Below are 12880 nucleotides of genomic sequence, written 5' to 3'. Positions count from 1 at the left end.
CCGAGGGCCCTCCCGATCCGCGCGGGGCGGATGCGGGAGGGCCCTCGGGGAGTTCACGGACGCCCGTGGGTCGGCCGCCGGGCGGCCGGAGGGGGTCAGCCCTCCTGCGTCGGGGTGAGGCGCAGGGAGATGCTGTTGATGCAGTACCGCTGGTCGGTCGGGGTGGGGTAGCCCTCGCCCTCGAAGACGTGGCCGAGGTGTGAACCGCAGCGCGCGCAGAGCACCTCGGTGCGGACCATGCCGTGGGAGGCGTCGGCCAGCAGTTCTTCGGCTTCCGAGGTGCGTGCATCGTAAAAGCTCGGCCAGCCGCCGACCTCGCCGGGCAGCTTGATGCCGGACACGACGTCGGCGCGTTGGGGATGATCGCGTTCTCGATACAGACCTTCGCCTGCCAGTCGGCGGAGGCGACGATCCGCTCGTGGAGCCGCCGGGGGTAGGCGCCGCCAACGCCAGCATCCGCCCGGTCTGTGGTGGCCTCACGCCGGACCGCAGATCCTCCTCGGACCCGGCAGCGCCGGCCTATGGCCCGGCAGCCACCGTCCGCTCAGCCTGTGTGAGGAAGATGAAGGCCGCACGCCCGCCCCTGCTCGAAAACACACCGGTGGACCGTAGGGAAGCGGTCCAATCGACGGAGCGGCGACCGCGACCCGGCACATCGACTTCGACGTCGGGTCGAACCGCGCCAACTAGCCGATTGACCGTCAACTCCGGTAGTGAAAATTACAGTTCAAGTAGAACCAGGGCACGTGCCAGGGCCATACTCACTTAACGACAGGCGGCCGCGCGAGGGGGAGCATAGATGTACGAAGACGAGACGGGGCCCGAGTTCGAGAAGAGGGCACTTAGCGCCGCACAGGCGATTCACGACCCCATGGGGACCCAGGGGCCCATCATGCACAAGGGCCGGGAGGTCGACAGTGCTTTCATCAGCGACGACGCGATCCACGTCTACGAGTTCACCGTACGACGCGACAAGGCCAAGGCCGAGTACGACGCGGAGAAGGCGCGCGAGGTACTGATCGATCTCCACGCCATGCCAGAGAACGCCTACAAGAGCGTCACCGGATGGTTCGTTACACGCGACGAACCCACGGCCGAGCAGAAGGGTGCTGTGAAGCGGCAATCGGAGATCGCCAAGTTCCCGATCCACGCCATCAGCTTCGCCACCCTCTCTCGACGGCTGTGTGACTCCGAGAGCTACATCAAATGTCGGGACCTGGCACCCTTCGGGAGCCTCGCCTACGTACCCAAGAGCTCGACATCTTCGGTCAACGTCGGCACAATCTTCGCCGACCAGGAAGACCACCGGTCGGGCGTCAAGGAACTCGCCAAGTCACTTTCGGGCGGAGCGCGCCAGCTCATCATCGGAGAATTCGGAATCGGCAAAAGCCACGCCCTCAGGCAGCTCTACAACGAGGTGCGGAAGTCGCACTTCAAGTCGAGCAAGCTGGCTCCCTTCCCGGTGCACATCAACCTCCGCGACTGCGCGGGGTTGAAGACCCCTGCGGAGATCCTCCGTCGGCACTCCGAGGAGATCGGCTTCAGCAGTGAGCGCGCCCTGACCTCCGCATGGCGGGCCGGGGCCTGCGTCCTGCTCCTGGACGGTTTCGACGAGATCGTTCCGACACGTTGGATGGGGAACGCAGCAGACGTCAAGGCCGTTCGTTACCAAGCGCTCTCCGGCGTTCGGGCGCTCATCGAGCAGACCCCTGCGGAGACCGGAATCGCGGTGTGCGGAAGGGCTAACTTCTTCGCCTCCTTGGACGAACTAATCGATGTCCTGGGTATCGGCGATGACTGCTCGGTACAGACAATCCACGACTTCACGGCCGAACAGGTCACCAGCTACCTGGCCAAGGCCGGGGTCTCCGGCAGCGTTCCCGAATGGCTCCCGGCACGTCCCCTGCTTATCAGCTACCTGCTCGCCGACGGGTCGCTGCCAGACATCGAGACGGACTCCGCCATAGACCAGGCCACTGCCTGGCAGAGACTGTTCGACCTGATCTGCAGGCGCGAAGCAAAGATGTTCACCGCAGTCCGCCCTGAGACGATCCGGCAGACCCTCTCCAGAGTGGCGACACTCGCTCGTTCCACCGGTCACGAGACCGGGCCCATCGATATGGAGATGCTCAAACGGGCGTTCCGGGAGGTGAACCGGCAGGAGCCCGACGAAGAAGGCACCACTCTTCTGCTCCGACTGCCGGGGCTCGCACACTCATCGCAGAGCATGGGCACGGATGAGGAGCAGCGCGTGTTCGTCGACCGGGACCTCGCGGACACCGCGTACGGCGAGGATTTGGCCGGCTACCTGGAGCGTCCTCACGACGGACACACTCTCTCCCAGAACGCATCCTGGGTAGTGGCAGTGAGCGACCTGGGCATCAGCGTCGCCGCACAGTCACTCGAAGCGCGCGGCATTTCCGCCCGAGCCGTCATCGCGACGGCGAAGCGGCGACAGAATGATCACCACTACGACGCCATTACCCTTGACACACTGCGCGTCGCCGACAGCCTCGCTCCTGACAAAGGCCGTCAACACTTCATCGTGGACGGCGTCATGGTCGAATCGCTCACGCCCTCGGGCGCGAACGGCGTATTGTCCGGGATCAGCTTCAACGCCTCCGTCATTCAGCGTCTGGACATCTCCTCGCTTGAATCAGACGACGCGTGTCCCGAGTTCCGATCCTGTCTGATTGGCTTGATGGACGGGGCCGCCAGCCTGCCCGAGGGGATCGCCGACAAGTTCGTCGAATGTGAGTTCGAAGGATTCTCGACCCAGTCGCAGACCACCGCCGGGATCATGCAGCTGAATCTGTCGACGGATACAAAGATCGCGCTGACGATCCTTAAGAAGATCTACTCCCAGCGCGGATCAGGCCGGAAGGAAAGCGGCCTGTCCAGGGGCATCGACCCCGCGTTGCGCGGCCGCGTGCCCATGGTGGTCAGCGCCTTGCAGTCGCAGGGGTGGGTCCAGAAGGTCACTTCGGGACGTGAACCGATCTACGTAGGGGTCAAGGACCGCAGGCCCGAAGCATTGCAGGTGCTCGCGGAGCCTCGCCGCTTCGAATTCACGACCTGAGCGGGTCGCTCGCCACCCCTACCGGTGGTTTCCCGGTGCCCGTTGGGCGCCGGGAAACCACCTCGGCGTCATTCCGCGGTCGGGGTGAGGCGCAGGGAGATGCTGTTGATGCAGTACCGCTGGTCGGTCGGGGTGGGGTAGCCCTCGCCCTCGAAGACGTGGCCGAGGTGGGAACCGCAGCGCGCGCAGAGCACCTCGGTGCGGACCATGCCGTGGGAGGCGTCGGCGACCAGCTCGACGGCCTCGCTGTCCTTGGGGTCGAAGAAGGACGGCCAACCGCAGTGCGACTCGAACTTCTCCGAGGAACGGAACAGCTCGGCGCCGCAGCCGCGGCAGGAGTAGACGCCCTCCGTCTTGGTGTCGGTGTACTCGCCCCGGAAGGCCGGCTCGGTGCCCGCGAGGCGCAGCACCTGGTACTCGGACGGGGTCAGCTCGGCCTGCCACTGCTCGTCCGTCTTCTGGACCTCGTACGCCATGACGTTCCCGCTCCCTCAGTTCGACAGGCGGGCGAGGATCTGCGGTCCCAGATCCGTGACGTCGCCCGCGCCCATGGTGAGAACGAGATCGCCGGGCTTGGCCATTCCCGCGATGACGTCGGCGACGGCGCCCTTGTCGTGCTCGGCGCTGACGTCGGCCCCGGCGGCGCGGGCGGCGGCGATGATCAGCTCGCTGGTGATGCCCGGGATCGGGTCCTCGCGGGCCGGGTAGATGTCGAGGACCACGGAGGCGTCGGCGAGGGAGAGGGACTGCCCCATCTCCTTGCCCAGCTCCTGGGTGCGGGAGAAGAGGTGCGGCTGGAAGACGACCAGGATGCGGGCGTCGCCGGCGGCGCCGCGGATGGCCTCCAGGTCGGCGGTCATCTCGGTCGGGTGGTGCGCGTAGGAGTCGATGACCTGGACGCCGGCGGCCTCGCCCTTGAGCTGGAGGCGGCGCTTGACGCCGGTGTACTTGCCGAGGGCGGAGGCGAGGTTGTGCGCCGGGATGCCGAGGGCGACGCCGGCGGCGAGGGCGGCGACGGCGTTGTGCGCGTAGTGGCGGCCGGGCACGGAGACGGTGAAGGTGAGCATCCGGCCGTCGAGGAGGACGGTGACCTCGCTGGTCAGACCACGCGGGGTGATCTTGGTGATGCGGACGTCGGCGGCCTCGTCCTCGCCGTAGGTGACGACGCTCAGGCCGTCGCGGTCGGCGACGCGGCGGGCGATCTCGGCGGCGCCCTCCTGGCCGTGGGCGACGACGAGGGTGCCCCCGGGGACGATCTTGCCGACGAAGGTCTCGAAGGACTCGTGGATCTCTTCCATCGACGCGTAGTTCGCGTGGTGGTCGAGTTCGGCGTTGAGGATGATCGCGACCTGCGGCGTGTACTTGTGGAAGCTGCGGTCGCTCTCGTCGGCCTCGGCGACGAAGATGTCGCCCTCGCCGTGGTGGGCGTTGGAGCCGGGGGCGTCCAGGTCGCCGCCGATGGCGTACGAGGGGTCGAGGCCGAGGGCGGAGAGGGAGACCGCCAGCATCGAGGTGGTGGTGGTCTTGCCGTGGGTGCCGGCGACGGCGATGGGGCGCAGGCCGTCCATCAGGGCCGCGAGGGCGTCGGAGCGGTGCACGACGGGGATGCCCAGCTCGGCGGCGCGGGCCAGCTCGGGGTTGTCGGCGCGGATGGCGCTGGAGACGACCACGCAGGTGGAGTCGGCGGCGAGGTGGTCGGCGGCGTGCCCGATGTGGACCGTGGCGCCGTGGGCGCGCAGCGCCTGGGCGGTCTCGGAGTCTCGGGAGTCGCTGCCGGCCACCTTCGCGCCGCGCTGGGCGAGGATCTTCGCGATGCCGGACATGCCGGCGCCGCCGATGCCGATGAAGTGGGGCCGTTCCATCGCGGTCGGCAGGCCGGGCTTCATTCAGGTCGCTCCAGGATCGTGTGCGTGCGTACTACGTGGTGTCGTGCGTGCTGCGGGTGCTGCGTGTGGTCGTGCGTGCCGCGTGGTGCGTCGTGCGGGGCTGTGCCCGCCCAGCCTATTCGTTGTGGGCGAACAGTTTGAGCACGGGAACCCCGACCTTGTGCCGGGCGCGGGAGGCCCAGTCCCGGTGGAAGAACTCCTCGACGAAGTGGGGGGCGGTCAGGACGATCACCTCGTCGGCCGCGGTCTCGTCGACGACGGCCTTGAGTTTGTCGAGGGGATGGTTCTCGACGAGGTGTCCGACGGCCGTGGCGCCCTTCTTGCGCAGGGCGGCGAGGGAGTGTTCGAGGGCCTGGGCGGCGGGGCCGCGGGCGGCGTCGCCCTCGGGCACGTCGGCCTCGTGGAGTGCTTCGGGCAGTTCGCCGAGCGCGACGTCGTCGATGGCGCGGAGCAGTCGGTCCTGGTCGCCCCTGGGTTGCATGAGGACGACGAACGAGACCCGGTCGTCTCCGTGCAGGGTGGTGACGAAGTCCACGTCGACCGTGGTCAGCGGCTGCTCGATCATCAATACGCTCGTGAACACGGACGCCCTCTCCTTCGTGCGCCGGGGCGGGTCGGCCGGCCCCGGCGGAAACCATCCTGCCCCGCTGTGACGCGGGGCCTGCGCAGATATATGTGCCCAGGAATGTGCCCACCGGAAGCGAAGCGGAACGACAAATTCCGCCTCTCTTCAGATCCGACGGTAGCTCGTGAAGAGGAACCCGGCCTCTTCCAGTACGCAGGCCGGCGCGAGCCGGTGCGGAACCGTGACGGACGGCCCGCCGGCGATCCGCTGCGCGTCGCCGGCCGTCAGGGTCGGGGAGATCGTCAGGCACAGCTCGTCCAGCGCGTCGGCCGCCACGAACTGGCCCAGCAGCCGGGGACCGCCCTCCGTCAGCTGCCGGCGCAGCCCCCGCGCCGCCAGCTCCCGTACGGCCCGCAGCGGGTCCACCGCGGAACCCTCGCCGGCCACCACCACCTCGACCCCGGCCGCGCGGGCCTCGGCCACCCGGTCCGCGGGGGCGCCGGAGCCGGTGAGCACGAGCGTGGGCACCAGCGGGGAGGTGAACAGCGGCAGGCCGAAGTCCAGGTCCAGGCCGGCGGTGACCACGGCGATGGCCGCCGCCGGACCCTGCCCGGCGGCCTCGCGGCGGGCCGCGAAGGCCTCCCGGGCACGGGCCGGGCGGTACCCCTCCTGGCGAACCGTTTCCGCGCCCACCACGACCACGTCGGCCAGCGCCCGCAGGGTGCCGAAGATCCGCATGTCGGTCTCGCCCGAGATGGGCTGGGAGCGCCCGTCGTGCTGCGCGGCGCCGTCGAGCGTGGAGACCATGTTCGCCCGCAGCCAGTGGGCGTCGGGGGCGAGCGGCGGATAGGCGTAGGCCTCCGCGAGCTCGTCGAACGACCACGCGCGGTCGGTCAGGTCCCGGGACGGGGCGGATGTCTGATCGGTCACAGGGAACAGGCGGCGCATCGGTGCAGTCTGACACGCCCCGTAGAGTTAAGAGCTGTGTCGACCTCTCTCTCCACCCCCGGTCCCGCCTCCGGGCGGCCCCCGATAGCCGACGCGGGTCCGCAGGCCCTGTGCGCCCGCGAGCCGCGCGTACCCGCCGAACGGCTGGTGGCCGAGATGGTGCCGCCGCCCCGCTTCGACTCGGTCCGCTTCGACACCTACAACCCGGACCCCGCGCAGCCCAGCCAGGCCGAGGCCGTCACCGTCCTCGCCGACTTCGCCGCCGGGCTCGGCGGCGCGCACGCCGGCGGTCCCGCCAAGCGCCGCTGGTTCTCCCGCAAGCCCGCCGCGCCCGCCGCCGGCCCCCGGGGCGTCTACCTCGACGGCGGCTACGGCGTCGGCAAGACCCACCTGCTGGCCTCCCTGTGGCACGCCACCCCCGCCGAGCCCGCCCTCAAGGCCTTCGGCACCTTCGTGGAGCTCACGAACCTGGTCGGCGCCCTCGGCTTCCAGCAGACCGTCCAGACCCTCGGCGGACACCGCCTGCTGTGCATCGACGAGTTCGAGCTGGACGACCCGGGCGACACCGTCCTCGTCTCCTCCCTGCTCAGCCGCCTCGTGGAGCAGGGCGTGGCCCTCGCCGCCACCTCCAACACCCTGCCCGGCAAGCTCGGCGAGGGCCGGTTCGCGGCCGCCGACTTCCTGCGGGAGATCCAGGGCCTGTCCTCGCACTTCCGCCCGCTGCGCATCGACGGCCAGGACTACCGCCACCGCGGCCTGCCCGAGGCGCCGGCGCCCTTCTCCGACGAGCAGGTCGCGAAGGCCGCGTACGCCACCGCCGGCGCGAGCCTCGACGACTTCCCCGGACTGCTGGAGCACCTGGCGAAGGTCCACCCGAGCCGCTACGGCGCCCTCGCGGACGGGATAGCGGCGGTCTGCCTGACCGACGTCGTCCCGGTGCCGGACCAGTCGACCGCACTGCGCCTGGTCGTGCTCGCCGACCGGCTGTACGACCGCGAGGTCCCCGTCCTCGCCTCCGGGGTCCCCTTCGACCGGCTCTTCAGTGAAGAAATGCTCAACGGCGGCTATCGGAAGAAGTACTTCCGCGCGATATCGCGGCTCACCGCGCTCGCGCGCGACGCGAAACCCCTGGTGGCCCAGTAGGTTTGGGACGGCCGGGCGCTCCTTGGGCCCGGCCGTTTCCACGTCTGCGAAGGGATCACCATGGCCACCACGCGTCACGCGCACACCGTCTGGGAAGGCAACCTGCTGGAGGGCAAGGGCGTCGTCAGCCTCGACTCCTCGGGCATCGGCTCGTACGACGTCTCCTGGCCCTCCCGTGCCGAGGCCGCGAACGGCAAGACCAGCCCGGAAGAGCTGATCGCCGCCGCCCACTCCAGCTGCTTCTCGATGGCCCTCTCCCACGGTCTCGCCGGCGCGGGCACCCCGCCCACCCGCCTGGAGACCAAGGCCGACGTCACCTTCCAGCCGGGTGAGGGCATCACCGGCATCCACCTGACCGTCAAGGGCGAGGTCCCGGGTCTGGACGAGGCCGGTTTCGCCGCCGCCGCCGAGGACGCCAAGAAGAACTGCCCGGTGAGCCAGGCGCTGACCGGTACGACGATCACCCTGAGCGCCGAACTCGCCTGATCCTCCGATCGGCGGCGTTCCGTCCACCCCACCGGGCCCCCGCACGTGTCGTGCGGGGGCCCGGTGGGGTGACGGACCGGGTGAGGCCGCCTCGACGGCGCTCGCGTCGCGGGGCCCGCGCCCGTCCCGCGTGGTACCACGGGCCGGTCATCTCCAGTCGCCCACCGGGGAGTTGCCGATGTCCGTCACCCGACGCAGCCTGCTCGCGGCCGGCACGATCGCCTTCAGCGGAGCGCTCGGCGCCCTGTTCGCCGGGACGGCGGGCAGCCGCGCGGCCGTGCCCCCCGCGGGGCCGGCGCCCGGCGCCCCGCCCGGGTCGGCGGCCGGGTCGGCGGCCGGGTCGGCGGCCGGCGGGTTCGGGGGCTACGGGCCCCTGCGGCCCGATCCGCGCGGGCTGCTCGACCTGCCCGAGGGGTTCTCGTACCGGGTCCTGTCGCGCGCCGGGGACCCGCTGCGCTCGGGCGAGGGCCCCGTACCGGCCAACTGCGACGGCATGGCCGCGTTCGACGCGGGCGAGGGCCGGGTCCGTCTGGTGCGCAACCACGAGAACCGCGTCGGCGCCGCGCTGCGGGTGCCGGCCGTGGAGGGGCTCACGTACGACCCGGCGGCCCGGGGCGGTTGCACCGTGCTGGAGCTGGACGCGGCGGGCGGGGTCCGCGTCGAGCGGGTGGCCCTCGCCGGTACCGCCGTCAACTGCGCGGGTGGCCGCACCCCTTGGAACACGTGGCTGAGCTGCGAGGAGACCGAGGACCGGGCGGGCACCGACGGGTACGCCCGGGACCACGGCCACGTCTTCGAGGTGGACCCCGCCGACCCCCACCGACTGGGCGCGGTCCCGCTGACGGCGCTAGGGCGCTTCGCCCACGAGGCCGTCGCCGTGGACCCGTACCGCGGTGTGGTCTACGAGACCGAGGACGCCTTCGTGCGCCCCTTCGGCCTCTTCTACCGCTTCCTGCCCGCGCGCCCCCTCGGCGGCCCCGGCTCGCTGCGGGCCGGGGGGCGGCTGGAGGCGCTGCGGGTGCCCGGTCTCCCCGACCTGTCCGTGGTGGACGAGCCGGGGGCGGAGTTCCCCGTCGAGTGGGTGCCCGTACCCGATCCGTCGGCCGCCGGGACGCCGATCCGGTTCCAGGACTTCGGGCCGGGCGGGATCACGCACGCCCAGAAGCTGGAGGGCTGCTACTGGGGCGGCACGGGGGTGTACTTCGTCTCCAGCTTCGCGCGCGCGGCCGAGGGGGCCGGCGCCGACCACCACGGGCAGGTCTGGTTCCTCGACCCGCTGCGCTCCCGGCTGCGGCTGGACGTCCGCTTCGGCCCGTCCTCGGACGTCCGGCTGCCGGGGGACTCCCCCGACAACATCTGCCTGGCGCCCGACGGCGGGCTGATGGTGTGCGAGGACGGCGGCGGGGAGCAGTACGTCTTCGGGGTGACCCCGCACGGCGAGGTCTACCCGGTCGCCCGCAACGCGCAGGACATCGGCGGGCCGGGGGCGGCGGAGTGGGGGGAGTTCGCGGGGGTGACCTTCTCCCCGGACCGGCGGACCCTGTACGTCAACGCCTACGCCCCCGGGACGACCTTCGCGGTGACGGGGCCCTGGCGGTGAGCGGGCCTCGACCGCGCCCCTGACCGCGGCCCTGACCATGACCGTGGCCGCCTCGCCGCGTCGCGGCCCCCTTCGATCCGGTGGAGGATCGAAGGGCGGCGGACGGGATCGACGGAGGCGGGTGGCCGGCGGTGGCGAAGAAGAGCGACACCTCGCGACGGGGCGGGGAACGGGAGCACGCGGAGCGCGGCGCCGGCCCTCAGGGCCCGCTCCGGGCATCGCTGCGGGTGGCGCCCGGGGCGCGCGTGGACCTCGGCTCCTACCGGACCGACTCCCTCCCCGGCGGCCCCGCCGACAAGGCGGCCGGGGTCGCTGCCACCGCCGCGGCGGCCGGTCGGCTGGCCTCGCTCCAGGAACGGCTGTACGCGGCGAGCACGGGCGGGGACCGGCGTCGGCTGCTGCTGGTCCTCCAGGGCATGGACACCTCCGGCAAGGGCGGCACGGTCAAGCACGTGATCGGCCTGCTCAACCCGTCCGGCTGCCGGATCACGGCCTTCAAGGCGCCCACGCCCGAGGAGCGGGACCACCCCTTCCTCTGGCGGATCATGCGAGCGCTCCCCCGCGCGGGCGAGATCGGCATCTTCGACCGTTCGCACTACGAGGACGTCCTCGTCGCCCGGGTCCGCGAGCTGGTGCCGCGCGAGCGGCTGGAGCGGCGCTACGAGGAGATCAACCTCTTCGAGAGGTCCCTCGTCGACGACGGCGTGACCGTGGTCAAGGTGTTCCTGCACATCGGCCGGGAGGAGCAGCGCGAGCGGCTGCTGAAGCGGTTGGACGACCCGGAGAAGCACTGGAAGTTCGCTCCGGGCGACATCGAGGACCGCGGCAGGTGGCCCGCGTACCAGGAGGCGTACGCGGTGGCGCTGGAGAGGTGTTCCACGGAGGCGGCGCCCTGGTACGTCGTCCCGGCGGACCACAAGTGGTACCGCGACTGGGCGGTCGGCACCCTCCTGCTGGAGCACCTGGAGGAGATCGGCCCGAAGTACCCGCCGGGCGACTTCGACGTCGCCGAGTGCCGTAAACGTCTGCTTGCCACATAGTCATATATTTTGCGTACGTGACCCTTTCTGTACGCAAAGTGGCGGCCGTGGCCGCGCTCAGTGCCGCCCTCGCGGGATGCGGGGGCGGCACCGGTACGTCGCAGGACGGCGGCCAGGCACGCATCGGCAAGCCGGCGGCCTCCGCACCGGGCTCCGCCCCGGCCTCCCCGTCCGCCGCCGCGCCCGTCTCCCCGCGCCCCGGCGCCCCGGGCAGGGCGCCGACCATGGCCCCCGGCCCGAACGGCCTGACCCCCGTCTTCGAGCGGGCCCGCGCGCAGACCGACAAGGTCGTGGCGCTGACCTTCGACGCCGACATGACCTCCGATCAGGGCCCCCGCGCCGCCTCGGGCGAGAGGTTCGACAACCCGGACCTGATCGCCACCCTGCGCCGGCTCCAGGTGCCGTCGACCGTCTTCATGACGGGCCGCTGGGCGGAGGAGTACCCGGACCAGGCGAAGGCCATCGGCACCGACCCGAACTTCGAGATCGCCAACCACTCCTACAGCCACCACGCCTTCACCTCCCCCTGCTACGGGCTGCCCGCCCTGGACGACGAGGCCGCGCGGGCCGACGTCGACCGGGCCTTCGCCGCGTTCCGCACGGCCGGGGCCGTCAACACGGTCCCCTACTTCCGCTTCCCCGGCGGCTGCTACGACGACCGGGCGCTGCGGGCCGTCTCCGCAGCCAAGGTCACCGCGGTCCAGTGGGACGTGGTCAGCGGAGACGCCTTCGCCAAGGACCCCGACGCCGTGGCGCAGCAGGTGCTGGCCGGGGTGAAACCCGGCTCGGTGGTCGTCATGCACTGCACGCGCAGCGCGGCGCCCGTCACCGAGGAGGCCGTCCGGAAGATCGTCCCGGAACTGCGCAAGCGCGGCTACCGGTTCGCGAAGGTGTCCGAGCTGATCGGGAAGTAGCCGGGCCGGCCGCGGGAGGGGGCCGTCGCGTCAGCCCGAGCAGGCGGAGCGCTGCGCGTCCTGCCACTCGCAGACCGGGCACAGCACCACGCCCGCAGTGGCGACCCCGTACTCGGTGGGTTCGCCGCACTCCACGCAGTCGGCGTACGGCGGACCGGGCACCCGCCCGGCCGGTACGGCGGGCGCGGGACAGTACGAGGCCGCGTCCGCCGGCTCGGTGGCCTCGGACCCCGCGTGTCCGGCCGGCTCGGCGGGACGGTGCTCCGGTGCGCGCTCGCGTTCCATACCCCCGAGCCTAGTCGGGAACCTCCCAGGTCAGCAGAAGGTGCCCCACCAGGTCTTGGGTTCTGGTGGGGACTCCTTCGCGCACCGGGGCGGTCAGGCCCCGCCGGCCGCTGCGCGAGGATCTCCCGGACCCGGGCACCGGCCTCGGGCTGCTTCGCCGCGGTGCGGGCAGAGTGGGCACGGCCCCGCCGGCCCGAGGCCCACAGGCGGGGACGGCGGTCAGATCCGGCGGGGCTCGATGACCACCTCGGGCGAGGAAGACCGCACGACGCTGCCGGCGGGGACGATGGCGCTGCCCATGCAGACGCTCGCGGCGATGGTCGAGTGCCGGCCCACGGCGATGCCGGGGCCGAGGGTGATCATGCTGCCGGTCTGGACGTGGTCGCCGATCAGGCCGCCGAACCGGGACGTGGTGCACCGGTAGGGCGGTTCGTCGCCGGGGCCGTGCAGGACGATCTCCTTGACGGGCACGCGCATGTCGTGGTTCCACAAGCTGATCGCCGCGATCACGAGGTTCGCGGACAGGTGGGCGTCGGTCCCGATGATGGAGTGCCCGACGCCGACCTGGTGGCCGAGGACGGTGTTCTCCCCCACGAGGGAGTGGGTCACTTCGCACCCGAAGCCCACCGATACGCCGGCGGCGAGGACGGACCGCTTGCGGACGGTCGAGAACTCATGGACGCGGACCCCCGGCCCGATGATGGCGTCTTCGCCGATGATCGCGGTGGGGTGGATCTGGGCGGTGGGATGGATCCGCTCGGGCACAACCTGTAGGGCGTCGTCGTGGAGGGCGTCCCAGCGGGTGAGGAAGTCGGACAGCTCGAACTCGCTGATCTTCGCGTAGCCGGTGGCGTCCAGGCCGGACGCTGCGGGGCTGCGGACGTAGTCACCGATACGGATGGTCTCGGGCACCTGCTTGCTCCTGATGGTCGTC

Annotated in this window: 12 protein-coding genes and 1 pseudogene; 6 read left to right on the top strand and 7 right to left on the bottom strand. The window is 71.3% G+C overall.

From position 1 onward, the window contains the following. Positions 1-95: 95 nt before the first annotated feature. A pseudogene (locus tag AB0D01_RS01525) lies at positions 96-308 on the bottom strand (peptide-methionine (R)-S-oxide reductase); the annotation flags it as partial. A 491-nt stretch (positions 309-799) separates the two neighbouring features. Between AB0D01_RS01525 and AB0D01_RS01520 the strand changes: the two are divergent. After that, positions 800-3079 carry an NACHT domain-containing protein gene (locus AB0D01_RS01520; protein WP_363052934.1) on the top strand — a complete coding sequence of 760 codons (2280 nt, stop codon included), beginning with the start codon at positions 800-802 and terminating at the stop codon, positions 3077-3079. A 68-nt stretch (positions 3080-3147) separates the two neighbouring features. On the opposite strand, the gene msrB is transcribed toward AB0D01_RS01520, so the two are convergent. The 4 genes from msrB to AB0D01_RS01500 all read right to left on the bottom strand — a co-directional run bounded on the left by msrB (position 3148) and on the right by AB0D01_RS01500 (position 6478). Beyond that, positions 3148-3555, bottom strand: coding sequence for a peptide-methionine (R)-S-oxide reductase MsrB (gene msrB, locus AB0D01_RS01515; RefSeq protein ID WP_363052933.1), 408 nt, complete (start codon positions 3553-3555; stop codon positions 3148-3150). A gap of 15 nt (positions 3556-3570) precedes the next feature. Next, positions 3571-4965: a UDP-N-acetylmuramate--L-alanine ligase gene (murC, locus tag AB0D01_RS01510; RefSeq protein WP_363052932.1), complete on the bottom strand. Its 1395-nt coding sequence runs from the start codon at positions 4963-4965 to the stop codon at positions 3571-3573. A 115-nt stretch (positions 4966-5080) separates the two neighbouring features. After that, positions 5081-5548, bottom strand: coding sequence for an indole-3-glycerol phosphate synthase (locus AB0D01_RS01505; protein ID WP_363052931.1), 468 nt, complete (start codon positions 5546-5548; stop codon positions 5081-5083). 147 nt (positions 5549-5695) lie between these two features. After that, positions 5696-6478, bottom strand: coding sequence for a pyrimidine reductase family protein (locus tag AB0D01_RS01500; RefSeq protein ID WP_363052930.1), 783 nt, complete (start codon positions 6476-6478; stop codon positions 5696-5698). Positions 6479-6514: 36 nt separating this feature from the next. Here AB0D01_RS01500 and zapE point away from each other — a divergent pair, with 36 nt between their 5' ends. The 5 genes from zapE (at position 6515) to AB0D01_RS01475 (ending at position 11661) form a co-directional block, all read left to right on the top strand. Next, positions 6515-7621, top strand: a complete 1107-nt coding sequence (zapE, locus tag AB0D01_RS01495) for a cell division protein ZapE (RefSeq protein ID WP_363052929.1) — start codon at positions 6515-6517, stop codon at positions 7619-7621. 60 nt (positions 7622-7681) lie between these two features. After that, positions 7682-8107 carry an OsmC family peroxiredoxin gene (locus tag AB0D01_RS01490; protein ID WP_363052928.1) on the top strand — a complete coding sequence of 142 codons (426 nt, stop codon included), beginning with the start codon at positions 7682-7684 and terminating at the stop codon, positions 8105-8107. A gap of 178 nt (positions 8108-8285) precedes the next feature. Then, entirely contained in the window at positions 8286-9707 is a 1422-nt protein-coding gene (locus AB0D01_RS01485; protein WP_363052927.1) for an alkaline phosphatase PhoX, read from the top strand. Positions 9708-9928: 221 nt separating this feature from the next. Then, positions 9929-10747 carry a PPK2 family polyphosphate kinase gene (locus AB0D01_RS01480; protein ID WP_363053045.1) on the top strand — a complete coding sequence of 273 codons (819 nt, stop codon included), beginning with the start codon at positions 9929-9931 and terminating at the stop codon, positions 10745-10747. Between the two features lie 17 nt (positions 10748-10764). Continuing rightward, entirely contained in the window at positions 10765-11661 is an 897-nt protein-coding gene (locus AB0D01_RS01475) for a polysaccharide deacetylase family protein (RefSeq protein WP_363052926.1), read from the top strand. A 30-nt stretch (positions 11662-11691) separates the two neighbouring features. Here AB0D01_RS01475 and AB0D01_RS01470 read toward each other — a convergent pair whose 3' ends face one another. Together AB0D01_RS01470 and AB0D01_RS01465 are read right to left on the bottom strand one after the other, a co-directional pair. Beyond that, the gene (locus tag AB0D01_RS01470) at positions 11692-11946 is read right to left on the bottom strand and encodes a hypothetical protein (RefSeq protein ID WP_363053053.1); all 255 of its coding nucleotides are present in this window, start codon (positions 11944-11946) and stop codon (positions 11692-11694) included. A gap of 219 nt (positions 11947-12165) precedes the next feature. Then, on the bottom strand, positions 12166-12858 hold the full coding sequence (locus AB0D01_RS01465; protein ID WP_363052925.1) for a transferase: 693 nt from the start codon (positions 12856-12858) through the stop codon (positions 12166-12168). Positions 12859-12880 lie beyond the last annotated feature (22 nt).

The organism is Streptomyces sp. NPDC048606 (assembly GCF_040650855.1).
GTDB lineage: Bacteria > Actinomycetota > Actinomycetes > Streptomycetales > Streptomycetaceae > Streptomyces.
This window is presented reverse-complemented; position numbering and strand designations above follow the sequence as displayed.

What these genes read in the sequence shown, in the direction of transcription:
- AB0D01_RS01520 (WP_363052934.1), top strand. Translation starts at nt 800, where the DNA reads ATGTACGAAGACGAGACGGGGCCCGAGTTCGAGAAGAGGGCACTTAGC.
- msrB (WP_363052933.1), bottom strand. Translation starts at nt 3,555, where the DNA reads ATGGCGTACGAGGTCCAGAAGACGGACGAGCAGTGGCAGGCCGAGCTG.
- murC (WP_363052932.1), bottom strand. Translation starts at nt 4,965, where the DNA reads ATGAAGCCCGGCCTGCCGACCGCGATGGAACGGCCCCACTTCATCGGC.
- AB0D01_RS01500 (WP_363052930.1), bottom strand. Translation starts at nt 6,478, where the DNA reads ATGCGCCGCCTGTTCCCTGTGACCGATCAGACATCCGCCCCGTCCCGG.
- AB0D01_RS01490 (WP_363052928.1), top strand. Translation starts at nt 7,682, where the DNA reads ATGGCCACCACGCGTCACGCGCACACCGTCTGGGAAGGCAACCTGCTG.
- AB0D01_RS01485 (WP_363052927.1), top strand. Translation starts at nt 8,286, where the DNA reads ATGTCCGTCACCCGACGCAGCCTGCTCGCGGCCGGCACGATCGCCTTC.
- AB0D01_RS01470 (WP_363053053.1), bottom strand. Translation starts at nt 11,946, where the DNA reads ATGGAACGCGAGCGCGCACCGGAGCACCGTCCCGCCGAGCCGGCCGGA.